This is a genomic window from Actinomycetota bacterium, from assembly GCA_005888325.1.
Lineage (GTDB): Bacteria > Actinomycetota > Acidimicrobiia > Acidimicrobiales > AC-14 > AC-14.
Genome location: VAWU01000030.1, coordinates 1 through 16,608 on the forward strand (window position 1 = coordinate 1; position 16,608 = coordinate 16,608).

Consider the following 16,608-nt stretch of genomic DNA (forward strand, 5'->3'; position numbering starts at 1 on the left):
CCTTCGGTGATGACTTCCAACAGGCGCAGCGCGTCGGGACCGCTGAGACAGCCGGGCTCGAGCGCGGACAGGACGGCCCGTTGGGTCGCCACCGTCGCCTGCAGCTCGTCGAGCACCGACATCGCTTCTCCCGCGGACGCGAGGAATCACCGATGCGGGGAAGCGCTGACGTCACTCTACTCGAACATACGTTCGATCGCAAGTCAAAACGAAATTTTTCCAGAGGTTGTCGGGGCGCGGCTGCCCCGCCCGACAGCTGGTCCAGCGTTAGCTGGCACCCGTACGACGATCTGGAGTCTGCGGCTGACGCCCTGGACTGCGCCGGCCAGGCCTCTTCGCCCACCTCACGCCCATTCGGTCCTTGATCGAACAGGCGTTCGGAATTACGCTGCTGGAGTTCCACCGATGTGATTGTCACACCCCCCGCGTAGGGTCGTGGCCGTCCAATCCGGCGAGTCGAGAAGGGAACCCAGTCGTGGAGCGAGACAAGGCGCTCGAGATGGCCATGAGCCAGATCGACAAGCAGTTCGGGAAGGGCTCGGTCATGCGTATGGGCGAGCGCACCAACATGGACGTGGAGGCCATCTCCACCGGCGCACTGTCCCTCGACGTCGCTCTCGGGGTCGGTGGTTTGCCCCGGGGCAGGGTGGTCGAGATCTACGGGCCCGAGTCGTCCGGCAAGTCCACGCTCGCCATGCACGTGGTGGCCGAGGCGCAGCGCAACGGCGGCATCTGCGCGTACATCGACGCCGAGCACGCCATGGACCCGGTCTACGCCCGAGCCATCGGCGTCAACGTCGACGACCTCCTCATCTCCCAGCCCGACACGGGCGAGCAGGCGCTCGAGATCACCGACATGCTGATCCGCTCGGGCGCGATCGACGTGCTGGTGGTCGACTCGGTGGCCGCGCTCACGCCGCGGGCCGAGATCGAGGGCGAGATGGGCGACAGCCACATGGGCCTCCAGGCCCGCCTCATGTCGCAGGCCCTGCGCAAGCTCACCGGCACGCTGAGCAAGACCAACACCATCTGCATCTTCATCAACCAGCTGCGGGAGAAGATCGGGGTGATGTTCGGTTCACCCGAGACGACCCCCGGCGGGCGGGCGCTGAAGTTCTACTCCTCGGTGCGACTCGACATCCGCCGCATCGAGTCGATCAAGGACGGCGTCGAGGTGGTGGGCAACCGCACCCGGGTGAAGGTCGTGAAGAACAAGGTGGCGTCGCCCTTCAAGCAGGCCGAGTTCGACATCATGTACGGCAAGGGCATCAGCCGTGAGGGCTCGCTCATCGACATCGGGGTCGATCTCGGCATCGTGAAGAAGTCGGGCGCCTGGTACACCTACGACGGCGAGCAGCTGGGCCAGGGGCGGGAGAACGCGAAGGTCTTCCTCACCGAGAACCCCGAGCTGATGGTGGCCATCTCCGAGCAGATCCGCCAGCAGGTGGGCATCGGCGACGCGGTCGGCGTTTCCGGCGGCGAGGCGAAGGCGGTCACCCCGGCCGACGGGTTCGGCCCGAACGACGACGAGCCCATCACCCTCGACTGACCGTCTCCGGGCGACTACAAAGGGGTCTGCTGCGTCGCACTCGAATCGACGCAATGGCACCCGCGTGCCGTCTGGGGAGGCGTGGTGGAGCTCAAGGTGTCGAGCAAGTCGAACCCCAACTCGGTAGCGGGTGCGGTCGCCGGCGCGGTGCGCGAGCGCGGGTCGGTCGACGTGCAGGTCATCGGGGCGGGCGCCCTCAACCAGGCCATCAAGGCCGTCGCGATCGCCCGCGGGTTCCTCGCGTCGTCCGAGATCGACCTGGTGTGCGTGCCGTCCTTCGCCGACATCGAGATCGACGGCGAGGGGCGCACGGCCATCAGGCTCTCGGTGCACGATCGCCAACGTGGCGCCGCGGCCCCGAGGGCCGGAGAGCCGCGACTGAGCGCGGAGCCCCTCGCCTAACCTTGGGCCCGTGTCCCGCACGTACCTGATTCGCACCTTCGGGTGCCAGATGAACGCGCACGACTCGGAACGGTTGGCGGGGCTCTTCGAGCACGAGGGCATGGAGGCGACCAACGACGTCGAGCAGGCCGACGTCGTCCTGCTCAACACCTGCTGCATTCGGGAGAACGCCGACAACAAGCTCTACGGCCACCTCGGGCACCTGAAGTGGCTCAAGGCGAGGCGACCCGACATGCAGATCGCGGTCGGGGGATGCCTGGCCCAGAAGGACCGCGAACTGATCCGAGAGCGAGCACCGCATGTCGACGCCGTGTTCGGCACGCACAACGTGGCGAACGCGCTCGACCTGCTCCGCCGGGCCGCGCGCGAGGGTCCGGTCACCGAGATCCTCGAGGAGTCAGACGCCTTTCCCAGCGCGCTCCCGGCGCGGCGCGACCTGCCACACTCGGCGTGGCTGACCGTCCAGATCGGTTGCGACAACCGCTGCGCCTTCTGCATCGTGCCGGCCGTGCGCGGGCGCGAGATCAGCCGTCCGTTCGACGAGATCGTCGGGGAAGCCGAAACGCTCGCGACCGCCGGCACCGTGGAGATCACGCTGCTCGGGCAGAACGTGAACTCCTACGGCCGCGACCTGACCAGGCGCCGCCCGCTCTTCGCCCAGCTCCTGCGCGCGGTCGGCGCGGCCGACGGTATCCGCCGCGTCCGTTTCACCAGCCCGCACCCGAAGGACCTGCGGCCCGAGACGATCGCGGCGATGGCCGAGACACCCGCGGTATGCGAGCACCTGCACCTTCCGCTCCAGGCCGGTTCGAACCGCACGTTGGCGGCGATGCACCGCGGCTACACGGCCGAGCGCTATCTCGAGAAGCTGGCCGCCGCACGCGCCGAGGTCGACGACCTCGCCGTGACCACCGACCTCATCGTCGGCTTCCCGGGCGAGACCGACGACGACTTCGAGCGCACGCTCGAGGTGGTGGCGGAAGCCCGCTACGACAGCGCGTACACCTTCGTCTTCTCGCCTCGCCCCGGCACCGAGGCCGCCGGCCGCGACGACTGCTTCGTGGCCCCCGAGGTCGCCGCAGACCGGTTCGAGCGTCTGGCCGTCGTGGTCGAGCGCTCCGCCCTCGCCCGCCACCGGGCGCGGGTCGGTCGCACCGAGGAGGTGCTCGTCGAGGGCCCGAGCAAGAAGAACGCGTCGGTCGTCACCGGTCGCACCCGCCAGAACAAGCTGGTGCACTTCTCGACCGGCGACGGCACCCCGCCCCGGCAGGGGAGCTTTGCCCGCGTTCGCATCACCGACGCGGCGGCGCACTTCCTGCGGGGTGAGCTGGTCGAGGTGACGGATGCCCCCCGCCACCGCACACGCATCCCCGTGGCGGTGGGCTGATCCGCGGCCCCGCCGGTCGGGTCGTGTCCCTGAGGGGGCACACGCGACCGGCCGACATCGCCCCCGCCGGCCGGGTCCTGTCCCTCCGAGGGCCCTCCCGAATGGGCCCCTCCCCCTTCGGGGGCCCCTCCCATCCGGGCCCCTCCCTACAGGCCACCCGGCAGGCTCGTAAACACCGCGACGAACGGCAATCGTGCGCCTGACCACGCTCGACTACACGATCCTCGTCGTCGACGACCTCGACGCCGCCGTCGCCTTCTACACGGAGGCGCTCGGCCTGCCGCTCGGCCACCGCTCGGGGCCGTACGCCCAGCTCGACACAGGCTCGTGCCGGCTCGCGCTGTACGAGCGCTCGGCCATGGCCGAGACGTTGGGTGTCCCCGACGCCGACGTGGCCGCGTTCGAGATCGGCTTCAAGGTCGACGATGTCGACCGCGCGTACACCGAGCTCATCGGTGCGGGCGCCACGCCCGCGGTGCCGCCGACCGACCGGCCGTGGGGGCAGCGCACCGCGTACGTCCGTGATCCCGACGGCCACCTCGTCGAGCTGGCGCAGAGCCTGGTGCCGTGACGCGACCCGCACGTCACCTCGCCATCGTGGGCCCGACCGCCTCGGGCAAGTCCGCGGTGGCGCTCGAGGTCGCCCGCCGGCTCGACGACGTCGAGCTGGTGTCGGTCGACTCGATGCAGGTGTACCGGCGGATGGACATCGGCACCGCCAAGCCCACACCCGCGGAGCAGGCCGAGGTGCCCCACCACCTCCTCGACCTGGTCGAGCCGTGGGAGGCGTTCTCCGTGGCGCGCTTCCAGGCCGAGGCGCGCGACGCCATCGCCGGCATCGAGCGACGTGGCCATCGGGCGCTGCTCGTCGGCGGCACCGGCCTCTACCTGCAGGCCGTGGTGGACGGCCTCGCCGTGCCCGGCGAGTGGCCGGAGGTGCGGGCGGGGCTGGACGCCGTCGCCACCACACCCGCCGGCGCGGCCGACCTCCACCGCCGTCTGGCCGAGCTCGATCCGGCCGCCGCGGCGCGGATGGAGCCCACGAACCGCCGCCGGATCGTCCGGGCCCTCGAGGTCACCGTCGGCAGCGGCCGCACGTTCTCCTCCTACGGCCCCGGGCTCGACGCGTACCCGCCCACGGCGTTCCGGCTGACGGGTCTCTCGCTCCCTCGGGAGAGCCTCGAGGCGCGCATCGCCCGGCGCCTCGAGTCGCAGTTGGCGGCCGGCTTCCTCGACGAGGTCCGTGCCCTCGTCTCCGCGGGCGCGCCCCTCTCGCGCACCGCCCGTCAGGCCCTCGGCTACCGCGAGCTGCTGGCTCACCTCGAAGGCCGGTGCACGCTCGACGACGCGGTCGCGGAGACGGCCCGGCGCACCCGTGCCTTCGCCCGCCGGCAGCGGGCCTGGTTCCGGCGCGACCCGCGCATCACCTGGCTCGACGTCGAGGAGAACCCGCTCGCCGTCCTCCCCGCGCTGCTGGGAAGCTGGAGCGACCGATGATGCGCCTCGAGAAGTACCAGGGCCTGGGCAACGACTTCCTGATCCTCCTCGACGACGAGGGAACCCGGCCGGTCGACGAGGCAACCGCGCGCGCCCTGTGCGACCGGCATCTCGGCGTGGGCGCCGACGGCGTCATTCGCGCGACGAGAGCCGACGTGGCCACGGGCGCTCACGCGGCGATGAAGCTTCGCAACGCGGACGGGAGCCCGGCCGAGACGAGCGGCAACGGGCTCCGCTGCCTCGCCCGCGCCCTCGTCGACGCGCACTGGTGCGCCGGTCCCGAGGTCGCCGTCCTCACTGACGCAGGCCTCAGACGCCTGCGGATCCTCGGCGACGAGATCTCGGTCGAGATGGGCCCGGCCAAGGTCGTCGGCGGCAACGGTGAGGGGACGCTCGTCGACATGGGCAACCCCCACCTCGTCATCGTCGTCGACGACCCGGCGACGGTCGATCTCCTTGCGCTCGGGCGCCGGCATCCCGACCTCAACGTCGAGATCATCGCCCCGACGTTCGTGCCCCACTCGCTGGCCATGCGGGTACACGAGCGCGGCGTCGGCGAGACGCTCGCATGTGGCTCCGGCGTGTGCGCGGCCGCGGCTGCGGCCTACGACCTCGGGCTGGTCGGCGAACGGGTCGTGGTCTACCAACCCGGCGGCGCGGCGGTCGTGGAGCTCAGCGACGACGGTGTCACGCTCACCGGGCCCGCCCTCCACGTGGCCACCATCGAGGCGTACGTCGCATGAGCCTGATCGAACGCTCCATCCGGGAGAAGATCGTCCTCGTCGGCGTGGCCACACCGCCGACAACCGTCGACGAAGCCGAAGCCCATCTCGACGAGCTCGCGCTACTCGTCGACACCGCGGGCGCGGACGAGGCCGCGCGGGTCCTGCAGCGGCGCGCCACCCACGACCCCGCGACCTACGTCGGCAAGGGCAAGGCGGAGGAGCTGAAGCAGATCTCACTCGAGGTCGACGCCGACACGGTTGTGTTCGACGACGAGCTGACGCCCGCGCAGAGCCGCAACCTCGAGAAGATCCTCGGGCGCACGGCTATCGACCGCACCGCCGTGATCCTCGACATCTTCGCCCAGAACGCGCGCACCCAGGAGGGCAAGGCTCAGGTCGAGCTGGCCCAGCTGCGCTACCGCCTGCCCCGACTGCGCGGGCGGGGCAAGGGCCTCAGCCAGCAGGCGGGCGGCATCGGAACGCGCGGACCGGGCGAGACGCAGCTCGAGGTCGACCGTCGGCGGCTGCTGCGGCGCATGACGAAGCTCGAGCGCGAGCTGCGACAGTTGGGCCGAACACGCGACACGCAACGCAAGGCGCGGGGGCGGGCACAGCTGCACACGGTGTCGATCGTCGGGTACACCAACGCCGGAAAGTCGACGCTCCTCAACCGGCTCACCGATGCCGGCGTGCTCGTCGAGAACCGCCTGTTCGCCACGCTCGACCCGCGCACCCGGCGCCTCGAGCTGCCCGGGGGAGAGGCCGTGCTCGTGAACGACACCGTCGGCTTCGTGCGCAAGCTTCCGCACCAGCTGGTCGAGGCGTTCCGTTCGACGCTGGAGATCGTGAAGGAGTCCGACCTCCTCGTGCACGTCGTGGACAGCACCGCGCCGGACCCGCGCGAGCAGATCGACGCGGTGCGCTCGGTGCTGGCCGAGATCGGTGCAGCCGACGTCCCCGAGCTCCTCGCGTTCAACAAGGCCGACACTGCACCCGACATCAAGCGCCTCGTCGACCGCCACGACGGGTCGGTGGCCATCTCCGCGCTGGCGGGCACCGGTATCGACGAGCTCCTCGTCGTGGTGGGCGACCAGTTGCGCGCGCTGTCGAGGGTCGTCGAGCTGGTGGTTCCCTACGGGCGGGGCGACGTGCTCGCCGCGGTGCACCGCGCCGGCGAGGTCCTGTCCGAGGACCATCGTCCCGACGCCACCCATCTGCGGGCGCGACTCGACACCGCCGGGGCCGAGCGCTTCGCGGAGTTCCGCAGCGCATGAGCGACGGCTTTCGCCCGCCGCCCTACCCCTACGAGCGCCTCGACCGGCTCAAGCCACTGGCCGACACGCACGAGGGGGGCCTGGTCGACCTCTCGATCGGCACACCGTGCGACCCGCCCGCAGACGCGGTCCGCCGCGCCGTCGCCGACTCCGGCACCGAACGCGGCTACCCGCCGTCGATCGGCACCCCTGCCTTCCGCGAGGCCGCGTGCAGTTGGATGGCCCGGCGACTCGACGTGCACGTGGATCCCAGTGGTGTCGCCGCATGCATCGGCACCAAGGAGTTCGTGGGCACGCTGCCGAGTTGGTTGAAGCTGCGCACGCCGGCGCGCGACACCGTCCTCCACCCCGCGATCGCGTATCCGACCTACGAGATGGGCGCGTTGCTCGCCGGGTGCCGGTCGGTCCCGGTGGCGGTCGACGACCAGTGGCGCCTCCGCCTCGACACCGTCGCGGCTGCCGACGCGGCGCGCGCCCTCTGCCTCTGGGTCAACTCGCCGGGCAACCCGACGGGCGCGATCGACGATCTCGCTGCCGCGGCCACGTGGGGCCGGGCGCACGACGTTCCCGTCTTCAGCGACGAGTGCTATGTGGAGTACACGTGGGAAGGGCCTCGTCGCACCATCCTCGAGCACGGGCTGGACGGCGTGGTGGCGGTGCACTCACTGTCCAAGCGCTCCAACCTCGCCGGTGTGCGCGCCGGCTTCTACGCCGGCGACCCGGAGCTGGTCACCTACCTGGCCGAGGTCCGCAAGCACGTGGGCATGATGGTGCCGGGACCGGTGCAGGCCGCGGCGACCGTCGCGCTGGACGACGACCGCCACGTCGAGGAGCAACGGGCGCGCTACCGCGAGCGCATCGACCTGATGATCGGCGTGCTCGACGCGATCGGCGTGAAGGCCCCGGCACCCGGCGGCACGTTCTACCTGTGGGTCGAGGCGCCCGAAGGCGACGCCTGGGGGTTCACCGAGCGTCTCCTCCGCGAGGGGGGCGCGCTCGTGGCCCCCGGCGACCTGTACGGCGTCGCCGGTGCGGGCCACGTGCGCATCGCCCTCGTGCAACCCACCGACCGACTCGAGGTGGTGGGGCGGCGCCTCACCGCCTGAGGTCAGGAGGTCTTCTTTACCGCCAGCGCGTAGGTGTCGTTCATGGTCGCGGCCTGGAGCCAGGTGATCCCGTTGGCCGCGTCGAGCTGCTTCACCTTGGCGTACGCCGCCTGCGGGTCGCCGATGGGCTTCTCCTTGACGATGTTCAGTCCGCTGCTGGTGAACTCCCAGTAGATGTCGATGTCACCGTTGACCAGGGCCGTGCGCGTGATGTCGGTGTTGCCGGTCGGGATCTTGTTCGTGACGTCGTATCCCTTGTTGGTAAGCGTCTGACTGAGCATGAGGCCGAGCAGCTGCGCCTCGGTGTCGAGCTTGGAGCCGACGGTGATCTTGCCCTTCCCCGAGCCCGACGGCGAGCTCTTCACGATGCCCTTCTCCTTCAGGAAGTCGCCCGCGACCTTCTCGGCCGTCTCCTTGTCGACATCGACCCTCGCATTGAGCTCGGTGATGGTTGCGGTGTCGAGCGCGTCGGTGAGCTGCTTCAGGTCGTCCTGGAGCGTCGGGTATTTCGAGAGGTTGGCGGTCTTGATGGTGGGTGCGGGCGTGTACGCGCCGAACGCCTTCTTGTCGTCGTCGAGCACCTTGAGGTCGTTCTTGGCGATGAGCCCCGCAGTGGAGTACACGATGCCGACGTCGCACTGACCGCTCTTCACCGCGGGCGGGATGAGCTCGTACCCGAGCTGCTGGATGTTGGTGAACTCGAGCCCGTACGTGGTCTTGACGAGGGGCAGCACGTCGGCCCGGAACCCGCCTTCGGAGTCCACACAGAGCTTGGTGTTGGGCTTGCTCTTCACATAGGCGGCCAGCGCCGTCAGCGACGTGTCGGGGATCTTCTGCACCACCGTGGTGGTCTTCGCCGACGAGGAGCTCTTCTTGTCACTACCGCAGCCGACGAGCAGCAGGGCGAACACCAGCACGCCCAGCCACGCAACGAGACGCTTCATCACTCGACTCTCCTTGTAGGGGGGTTGCGCAGGTAAGTTAGCGTGCGGCCTCCACAACGAGACGTGCGGCCTCTTCAACGCGAACAGCGGGCAAAGGACGTGGACGTGGACGTCTGGAACTTCATCCTCGACCACGGCTCGCAATTCTGGAGCAACGGGGCCACCCACGCACGGTTGGTCGGGACCGCGCTCGTGCTCGCGGTGCCCGTGGCGGTCGCAGTGGGGGTGCTGGCGTCGAGCCGGCCTCGGTTGGCCGGCGTCGCGCTCGCGGTCGCCGGCGTGATCATCACCATCCCGAGCTTCGCCCTCTTCGGCCTCCTCATCGCACCGCTGGGCCTGGGTTTTCGCCCTGCGGTCGCGACGCTCGCGCTGTACGCGCTGCTCCCCGTGCTGCGCAACACCATCGTGGGCCTGGCCGAGGTCCCGGCCGACGTGGTGGAGGCGGCGCGTGGGATGGGCATGACCGGGCGCCAGGCGCTCTGGCGGGTGCGTCTGCCACTCGCGCTCCCGGTGATCATCGCCGGTGTCCGGGTGGCGACGGTGATGATCGTCGGCATCACCACCATCGCCGCGTTGATCACCGCCGGGGGCCTGGGCACGTTCATCTTCGACGGGCTGCGCTCGGGGGATCGCACCGAGATCCTGGCGGGGACGGTGACGATCGTCGCGCTCGCGCTCGCGTTCGACGGCTGCCTCGCGGTCGTCGAGCGCTTCCTGCGGAGGCATGCGCCCCGCGAGAGCCGCACCGCGCCCCTTCGGGTGGCGGCGTGATCCGGCTCGAACACGTGAGCAAGCGGTATCCCAACGGCCAGCTGGCCGTCGACGATCTCTCGCTCGAGGTGCCAGAAGGCGAGATCTGCGTGCTGGTCGGCCCGTCGGGATGCGGCAAGACGACCACCATGAAGATGGTCAACCGGTTGATCGAGCCCACCGGGGGGCGCATCTTCCTGGACGGCGACGACGTCACGCGCGTCGATCCGGTGAAGCTCAGACGACGCATGGGTTACGTCATCCAGCAGGTCGGGCTCTTCCCGCATCTGACGATCGCCGACAACGTGGGGACGGTGCCCCGGCTGCTGGGCTGGGACCGGACGCGCATCCGCGCCCGCGTCGACGAGCTCCTCGGGCTGGTCGGGCTCGAGCCCGAGCAGTTCCGCGACCGCTACCCGGAGCAGCTCTCCGGCGGTCAGAGTCAGCGCGTCGGGGTCGCCCGGGCGTTGGGCGCGGACCCACCGTTGCTCTTGATGGACGAGCCCTTCGGTGCCATCGACCCCATCGCGCGGGACCGTCTGCAGCGGGAGTTCATCCGCCTCCAAGGTGAGGTGCGCAAGACCATCATCTTTGTCACCCACGACATCGACGAGGCCGTGAAGCTCGGCGACCGGATCGCGATCCTGCGGCAGGGCGGCGTCCTCGAGCAGTACGACACGCCCGCGGAGGTGCTCGGCAACCCCGCGTCGGATTTCGTCGCCGACTTCGTCGGCGCGGATCGCGGCCTCAAGCGGCTCAACGTGACCGGCATCGAGGTCGCCGAGCTCGCGAAGCCTCCCGTCGTCGCGTTGGACGCGTCCCTCGACGAGGCGCGCCGGGCGATGGACGCGGACGCCGCACCCTGGGCCATCGTCCTCGACGCCGAAGGCGACCTGCACGGCTACCTCAACCGCGCACGAGCCAACGGCGACGGCCGCGTCGGCGACCTGGCCCAGCGGATGGAGGCGTGGGTGGGCACCGACGCGACGTTGAAGGACGCGCTGTCCGTGATGCTGCTGCACGACGCCGGATGGGTCGCGGTGCTCGAGGGAGGACGCTTCCTCGGCGTGCTGACCCCCGACTCGTTGCACGCGGCGATGCGCCACTCGATGGGCCACGAAGCGATCGAACACGAAGTCACGGGGCGCGGAGTCGAGCCGTGAGGCGTGGTGGCTGGCGTCTGGCGGTCACACCGGTCCTGCTCCTCGTCGTGACCGGAGCGATCCTCTGGTGGGTGAACCACGGCCGGCTCGATTCCGGCGAGAGCGCGGTGCTCAGCACCGCCAACCTGCGCGCCCGGGCGTGGGAGAACCTGCAGATGAGCGCGGTGTCGACCGCGCTCGCGACGTTGGTCGCGGTGCCGTTGGGCATCGTCATGTCCCGCCGGGCGCTCCGGCGGGCCGGCACCCCGATCCTGTTCGTCGCCAACATCGGCCAGACGGTGCCGACGGTCGCCGTGCTCGCGCTGATGCTCACCGTGACCGGGCTCGGCTTCCGGACCGCCGTCTTCGCGCTGTGGATCTATTCCTTGCTCCCCATCCTGCAGAACACCCTCGTGGGCCTGCGCGGTGTCGACCCCGCGACGGTCGAGGCGGCGCGCGGCATGGGCATGGGGTCGGCGGGCACCCTGTGGCGGATCGAGCTGCCTCTCGCGATGCCGGTGATGATCGCAGGCATCCGCACGGCTGCGGTCGTGAACGTGGGAACTGCCGCGCTCGGCACATTCATCGGGGCGGGAGGCCTGGGCGCGATCATCGAGATCGGCATCAACAACCAGCGCGACCACCTGCTATATGTCGGCGCCGGGCTCACCGCGATGCTGGCGCTGGCCGCCGACTGGGCGGTGGGCCTCCTCGGCGTGCTGATCTCGCCTCGCCACACCCAGGCGACCGGCTAGGCCGATAGCGTCTGGCGGGTGGAGCTGACCGCCGTCGACGACCTCTTCGACCTGTTGGACACGAGCGTGGCGCACGACGACTGCGAGGCGGTCGACCTGCTGGCTCACGCGCTGCAGTGCGCGCACCTGCTCTCGCAGGAGGCGCCCGACGACCTCGAGCTGCAGGTCGCCGGGCTCGTGCACGACGTGTACCACGCCGTCGACCCGGGCGCGGATGCCAGCCACGACCGCGAGGGGGCGCGGCTGGTCGCGCCGCTGCTGGGCGGGCGCGTCGCCCGGCTGGTCGGCGGCCATGTCGCGGCCAAGCGCTATCTCGTCAGCACCGACCCCGCCTACCGTCACGCGCTGAGCGGGCGGAGCGTGGAGACGCTCGCCCGTCAGGGCGGCGAGCTCGACGAAGCCGCGCGGCGCGCCTTCGACGAGTCATCCGACCGCGATGCGCTGCTCGCGTTGCGGCGCGCCGACGACTGCGCCAAGGTGCCGGGCGCGGTCGTGCCCGGCATCGGGCACTGGCGGCCGGTCGTCGAGCAACTGGTGTCGGCCGGCTGATGGCCGACCTCGAAGCCCAGATCGACGAGCTGTGGGAGCGCCGGGCGGATGTGGCGGCGGGCGACCGCGACGCGTTCGCCGTCGTACGGGCGGCCATCGACCTGCTCGACCGCGGTGACGCACGCGTGGCCGAGGTCGACGCGGCCGGCGCCGTCGTCGTGCACCAGTGGCTGAAGCAGGCGATCCTCCTGCTCTTCAAGCTGTCGGCCATCGAGACGCTCGAGGTCGGGCCGTTCGAGTTCGCCGACAAGATCCCGCTGAAGAAGGACTACGCGGCGTCCGGCGTGCGTGTCGTCCCCGGGGCATCGGCGCGCTGGGGCTCGTTCCTCGGGCGCGGCGTGGTGATGATGCCGAGCTACGTCAACATCGGGGCGCGGGTCGGGGACAACACCATGGTCGACACCTGGGCGACGGTCGGGTCGTGCGCCCAGATCGGCGCCAACGTCCACCTCTCGGGGGGTGTCGGCATCGGTGGCGTGCTCGAGCCCCCGCAGGCGGCGCCCGTGATCGTGGAGGACGACTGCCTCATCGGTAGCCGGTGCATGGTGACGCAGGGGGCGCGCCTGCGACGTGGCGCGGTGTTGGGCGAAGGCGTGATCCTGAACCCCGGCATCCCGGTGGTCGACGCCGAGACCGGCGAGGAGGTCGGTCGCGGCGACGTGCCCCCCTGGTCGATCGCGGTCCAGGCCCAGCGGCGCCGTCAGTTCGCCGGCGGTGAGTTCTGGCTGCCCTGCGCCCTCGTCGTGCGTCATTACGAGCCGGGCGAGCGCGAGCACCTCAACGATGTCCTGCGCGAGCACGGCGTGACCACGTGACCGACCTGCTGGCGTTCACGGCCGAGCTCGTCGACATCCCGTCGGTGAGCCATGACGAGCGGGCCATCACCGATCACCTCGAGCAGCTGCTGCGCGCGGTGCCGTGGCTCGAGGTGGAGCGGGTGGGCGAGAACGTGGCGGCGCGCACCGCGCTCGGGCGGCCACAGCGACTGGTGCTGGCCGGCCACACCGACACGGTGCCGGTCAACGGCAACGACCGGGCGCGCATCGAGGGCGACGTGCTGCACGGGCTGGGGTCGTGCGACATGAAGTCGGGCGTGGCCGTGCTGGCCGAGCTGGCCCGCACGGTGAGCGCGCCGGCCGTCGACGTGACCTACATCTTCTACGAGTGCGAGGAGGTGGAAGCGCGCTTCAACGGGATCAACCGCCTCTTCGCCGAGCGCCCCGACCTCGTTGCCGCGGACGCCGCCGTGCTGGCCGAGCCCACGGGCGCGCGCATCGAGGCGGGCTGCCAGGGCACGCTGCGCGTCGAGGTCCGGGTCGACGGCGAGCGGGCGCACACTGCACGCGCCTGGCTCGGGCGCAACGCCATCCACCGTCTCGGCGAGGTGCTGGTGCGCGTGTCGGCCTACGAGCCGCGCCGCGTGGTCATCGACGGGTGCGAGTTCCGCGAGGGCCTGCAGGCCGTGCGCGTGGAGGGTGGCGTGGCCGGCAACGTCGTGCCCGACCGGGCCGTCGTCTGGCTCAACCATCGCTTCGCTCCCGACCGCACACCCGACGAGGCCGTGGCCCACGTGCGCTCGGTCGTGGGCGACGTCGACGGCTTCGAGGTCGTCGACCTGGCTGCGCCCGCCCCGCCTGCGCTGGGTCACCCGTTGCTGGCGGCGCTGGTGATGCGGACGGGTCAGGCGCCGCGCGCCAAGCTGGGCTGGACCGACGTGTCGCGCTTCGCCGCCCACGGCATCCCCGCCACGAACTTCGGGCCGGGTGACCCCAACGTGGCCCACACCGCGGCCGAGCACGTCACGCGCGCCGACCTGGAGGCCGTGCACGCGGGACTACGCGCGCTGCTCGAGCAGGGCGCGTAGCCGCGCCTGTCAGAGGCGCGCAGCTCAGAGGCGGCGCAGCACGGTGACGACCTTGCCGTAGACGTGCACGTCGGCGTGCGCGAACTCCATCGGCTTGAGGCGCTTGTTGGCGGGCAGGAGCACGATCTTGGCGCCCTTGCGCGTGAAGGTCTTGACCGTGGCCTCGTCACCCGGGATGCCGGCGACGACCACGTCGCCCTTCGCCGGCTCGCGGTCGAGCGTGCGCGCCACGACGTAGTCGCCGTCGAGGATGCCGGCCTCGATCATCGAGTCGCCCCGGACGCGCAGCATGAAGAGCTGCCCGTCGCCGGTGAAGTCGAGCGGCAGCGGGAGGAGCTCCTCGACGTTCTCCTGCGCGAGCACGTCGGTGCCCGCGGCCACGTCGCCCACGAGGGGGACGTGCGTGGTCGGCCGGCGTTGGAGGGCGGCGCCGGACAGCGGGTCCCACCTGACCTCGATGGCACGGGGCTTGCTCGGGTCGCGGCGCAGGAGGCCGAGACGCTGGAGCGTGTTGAGGTGGGCGTGGACGGTGGAGGTCGAGGTCAGGCCCACGGCCTCGCCGATCTCACGCACCGACGGCGGGAAGCCCCGCTCCTGCATCTGGCTCGCGATGAACTCGAGGATCGCCAGCTGGCGGGCGGTGGGGGCACCCTCGGCCCGGTTGTCCGGTCTGCTCTCCGGTCGGCTCCCCGGTCGGCGGTCAGGCACGCGACACCTCTCCTTCTCGAACGTTCGGCGCCGGAGTCGGCGACCCCGAGCGCCCGATCGAACGTGTGTTCCGTACGACGGTAACAGCCGCGCCGGCGCGAGACAAACACCTGTTCGGTTTCGGGTTGACGGGAACACACGTTCGTGGTTGAGTGGGGGCACTGGCGAACACCCGTTCGACCATCCTTTTACCTCGATCGGTCCATCTCGATCGTTCAATGGGGAGGAAGTGCCCATGCCCTCCGGGAGCACCGTCGCCACCCTCTGCCCGAGCCCGCAGCGCCGTCCCCCCGGCCGGCCCGAGCTGCGGCTCGCCGGCCCGCCCCCGCCCACGTTCTGGCCGCGGCGCGTCGCCGTGCTCCTGGCCGCGCTCCTGCTCGCCGCGGGTGTCGGCCTGGTCCTGCGTGCGGCCGGCGGCTCGATCACCCACGAGCCGCCGGCCGCGCCAGCCAACCCGATCGCGGCGACCGCCGACTACGTCGTGCAACCCGGCGACACCCTCTGGTCGGTGGCCCGCCGGCTGCAACCGGAAGGCGACGTCCGACCCGTCGTCGACCGCCTCGTCGCCGAGCGCGGCTCCTCGGGCCTGGCGGTGGGCGAGGTCATCCACATCCGAGAGGCCAGCTAGCCTCGCGGTCGTGGCGTTCGAGATCGCGGAGTTCGTCGATGCCTGCAAGGGGGCGTTGCGCGAGGCTCAGCCACAGCTCGCAGTGCGCGATGTCTTGGCGCGTGCGACATCGAGCCCACGCGAGCTCGAGCAGGTGTTCGCGGCGAACACCGAGGTGGGCCTGGTCCCGGTCCACACGGCACCGGATCTCACGATCCTGCACGTCGTCTGGCCGCCGGGCATGGCGCTGTTCCCGCACGATCACCGCATGTGGGCCGCGATCGGCGTCTACCACGGCCAGGAGGACAACGCCTTCTATCGCCGCGAAGCCGACGCGATCGTCGCGTCGGGTGGACGGCAGCTCCGCGAGCAGGACGTCCTCCTGCTCGGCACCGACGTCATCCACGCGGTCACCAACCCGCGCCAGCACGCGTTCACCGCGGCGATCCACGTGTACGGGGGCGACTTCTTCGGCACGCCGAGGAGCGCGTGGACCATCGACACGCTCACCGAGCACGCGTTCGACCCCGATGAGGCGACGGAGGCGTTCCGCACCGCAGAACGGGCATGGCTCGCCCGCCGGCGCGATCCGGCCGACGCCTGACCCGGTACCCACCACGGCAGCCGGCCACGGGTCGCGCCCACCGGAGGCGCCGGCGGTAGTTTCTCCTCCGTGCGCTGCCCCTGGTGCGCGGGCCTCGACGACAAGGTCGTCGACTCGCGCCTCGCCGACGAAGGCGGCGCCATCCGTCGCCGGCGCGAGTGCCTCGCATGCGAACGTCGGTTCACGACCTACGAGCGGGTCGAGGAGGTGTCGCTGCTCGTCGTCAAGCGTTCGGGCGAGCGCGAGCCCTTCCAGCGGGCCAAGGTGGTGGCCGGCATCCGGGCCGCCACCAAGAACCGCCCCGTGTCCGACGAGGCGATCGACGCCGTGGCCGTGGCGGTCGAAGAGGCGGTGCGGCTCCTCGGGCCTGCGCCAACGAGCCACCAGATCGGCCTGGCGACGCTCGAGCGGCTCCGGCACCTCGACGACGTCGCCTACCTGCGTTTCGCCAGCGTCTACAAGGGCTTCGAGGAGGTCGGCGACTTCGAGCGCGAGGCGGGCCTGCTGGCGGACGGCGGTGGCGTCGACGACGGCCCCGGCTCGTGAGTCGAATCACGACTGCAAACCTTCGCGAACACGGTTTGACCAGCGGATTCACCGCTGGTCATCGGTTGACGGGCACGTAATTACGGTGCTGTAATTGGCCCGCATCTCGTGGCTCGACCCCTGAGTGCCCACTACATCTTGTGGTTCAGGCAAGGTGGGCAGGCCAAGCAAGGTACGACAGGCACGGCAGGAACAGGAA

General features: G+C 70.9%; 19 protein-coding genes. 17 read left to right on the forward strand and 2 right to left on the reverse strand.

The window, feature by feature from the left end:
- Positions 1 to 475 precede the first annotated feature (475 nt).
- The 8 genes from recA (at position 476) to E6G06_11835 (ending at position 7,940) form a co-directional block, all read left to right on the forward strand.
- Positions 476 to 1,549 (forward strand): recombinase RecA, encoded by a 1,074-nt coding sequence (gene recA, locus E6G06_11800; GenBank protein ID TML90483.1) that lies wholly within the window; start codon positions 476 to 478, stop codon positions 1,547 to 1,549.
- A gap of 81 nt (positions 1,550 to 1,630) precedes the next feature.
- Positions 1,631 to 1,951, forward strand: coding sequence for a stage V sporulation protein S (locus E6G06_11805; protein TML90484.1), 321 nt, complete (start codon positions 1,631 to 1,633; stop codon positions 1,949 to 1,951).
- 10 nt (positions 1,952 to 1,961) lie between these two features.
- Entirely contained in the window at positions 1,962 to 3,338 is a 1,377-nt protein-coding gene (gene miaB / locus E6G06_11810; protein ID TML90485.1) for a tRNA (N6-isopentenyl adenosine(37)-C2)-methylthiotransferase MiaB, read from the forward strand.
- Positions 3,339 to 3,537: 199 nt separating this feature from the next.
- A complete protein-coding gene (locus E6G06_11815; GenBank protein TML90589.1) occupies positions 3,538 to 3,909 on the forward strand; it encodes a VOC family protein in 372 nt (123 codons plus the stop codon).
- On the forward strand, positions 3,906 to 4,835 hold the full coding sequence (gene miaA, locus E6G06_11820) for a tRNA (adenosine(37)-N6)-dimethylallyltransferase MiaA (protein ID TML90486.1): 930 nt from the start codon (positions 3,906 to 3,908) through the stop codon (positions 4,833 to 4,835). The genes E6G06_11815 and miaA overlap by 4 nt, the downstream gene beginning before the upstream one ends.
- The gene (gene dapF / locus E6G06_11825; protein TML90487.1) at positions 4,832 to 5,578 is read left to right on the forward strand and encodes a diaminopimelate epimerase; all 747 of its coding nucleotides are present in this window, start codon (positions 4,832 to 4,834) and stop codon (positions 5,576 to 5,578) included. Before miaA ends, dapF begins: the two co-directional genes overlap by 4 nt.
- A complete protein-coding gene (hflX, locus tag E6G06_11830) occupies positions 5,575 to 6,834 on the forward strand; it encodes a GTPase HflX (protein ID TML90488.1) in 1,260 nt (419 codons plus the stop codon). Before dapF ends, hflX begins: the two co-directional genes overlap by 4 nt.
- Positions 6,831 to 7,940 carry a succinyldiaminopimelate transaminase gene (locus E6G06_11835; GenBank protein ID TML90489.1) on the forward strand — a complete coding sequence of 370 codons (1,110 nt, stop codon included), beginning with the start codon at positions 6,831 to 6,833 and terminating at the stop codon, positions 7,938 to 7,940. The genes hflX and E6G06_11835 overlap by 4 nt, the downstream gene beginning before the upstream one ends.
- Positions 7,941 to 7,942: 2 nt before the next feature.
- Here the strand turns inward: E6G06_11835 and E6G06_11840 are convergent, their stop codons facing one another.
- Positions 7,943 to 8,884 carry a hypothetical protein gene (locus E6G06_11840; GenBank protein TML90490.1) on the reverse strand — a complete coding sequence of 314 codons (942 nt, stop codon included), beginning with the start codon at positions 8,882 to 8,884 and terminating at the stop codon, positions 7,943 to 7,945.
- A 123-nt stretch (positions 8,885 to 9,007) separates the two neighbouring features.
- Here E6G06_11840 and E6G06_11845 point away from each other — a divergent pair, with 123 nt between their 5' ends.
- The 6 genes from E6G06_11845 to E6G06_11870 are packed head-to-tail and all read left to right on the forward strand — an operon-like array spanning position 9,008 to position 13,944.
- Entirely contained in the window at positions 9,008 to 9,655 is a 648-nt protein-coding gene (locus E6G06_11845) for an ABC transporter permease (GenBank protein ID TML90590.1), read from the forward strand.
- Complete coding sequence (locus E6G06_11850) at positions 9,652 to 10,797, forward strand: betaine/proline/choline family ABC transporter ATP-binding protein (protein TML90491.1); 1,146 nt, start codon at positions 9,652 to 9,654, stop codon at positions 10,795 to 10,797. Before E6G06_11845 ends, E6G06_11850 begins: the two co-directional genes overlap by 4 nt.
- Positions 10,665 to 11,531, forward strand: coding sequence for an ABC transporter permease (locus E6G06_11855; GenBank protein ID TML90492.1), 867 nt, complete (start codon positions 10,665 to 10,667; stop codon positions 11,529 to 11,531). Before E6G06_11850 ends, E6G06_11855 begins: the two co-directional genes overlap by 133 nt.
- 18 nt (positions 11,532 to 11,549) lie before the next feature.
- The gene (locus E6G06_11860) at positions 11,550 to 12,080 is read left to right on the forward strand and encodes a metal-dependent phosphohydrolase (protein TML90493.1); all 531 of its coding nucleotides are present in this window, start codon (positions 11,550 to 11,552) and stop codon (positions 12,078 to 12,080) included.
- Positions 12,080 to 12,895 carry a 2,3,4,5-tetrahydropyridine-2,6-dicarboxylate N-succinyltransferase gene (locus tag E6G06_11865; GenBank protein ID TML90494.1) on the forward strand — a complete coding sequence of 272 codons (816 nt, stop codon included), beginning with the start codon at positions 12,080 to 12,082 and terminating at the stop codon, positions 12,893 to 12,895. The genes E6G06_11860 and E6G06_11865 overlap by 1 nt, the downstream gene beginning before the upstream one ends.
- Positions 12,892 to 13,944, forward strand: coding sequence for a succinyl-diaminopimelate desuccinylase (locus tag E6G06_11870; GenBank protein TML90495.1), 1,053 nt, complete (start codon positions 12,892 to 12,894; stop codon positions 13,942 to 13,944). The genes E6G06_11865 and E6G06_11870 overlap by 4 nt, the downstream gene beginning before the upstream one ends.
- Positions 13,945 to 13,968: 24 nt before the next feature.
- Here E6G06_11870 and lexA read toward each other — a convergent pair whose 3' ends face one another.
- On the reverse strand, positions 13,969 to 14,889 hold the full coding sequence (gene lexA / locus E6G06_11875; GenBank protein ID TML90591.1) for a transcriptional repressor LexA: 921 nt from the start codon (positions 14,887 to 14,889) through the stop codon (positions 13,969 to 13,971).
- Here lexA and E6G06_11880 point away from each other — a divergent pair.
- The 3 genes from E6G06_11880 (at position 14,888) to nrdR (ending at position 16,409) form a co-directional block, all read left to right on the forward strand.
- Complete coding sequence (locus E6G06_11880; protein ID TML90496.1) at positions 14,888 to 15,280, forward strand: LysM peptidoglycan-binding domain-containing protein; 393 nt, start codon at positions 14,888 to 14,890, stop codon at positions 15,278 to 15,280. The two genes, lexA and E6G06_11880, sit on opposite strands and share 2 nt — an antisense overlap.
- A gap of 10 nt (positions 15,281 to 15,290) precedes the next feature.
- On the forward strand, positions 15,291 to 15,863 hold the full coding sequence (locus E6G06_11885) for a hypothetical protein (protein TML90497.1): 573 nt from the start codon (positions 15,291 to 15,293) through the stop codon (positions 15,861 to 15,863).
- A 69-nt stretch (positions 15,864 to 15,932) separates the two neighbouring features.
- Positions 15,933 to 16,409: a transcriptional repressor NrdR gene (nrdR, locus tag E6G06_11890; protein TML90498.1), complete on the forward strand. Its 477-nt coding sequence runs from the start codon at positions 15,933 to 15,935 to the stop codon at positions 16,407 to 16,409.
- The last annotated feature ends 199 nt before the right edge of the window (positions 16,410 to 16,608 follow it).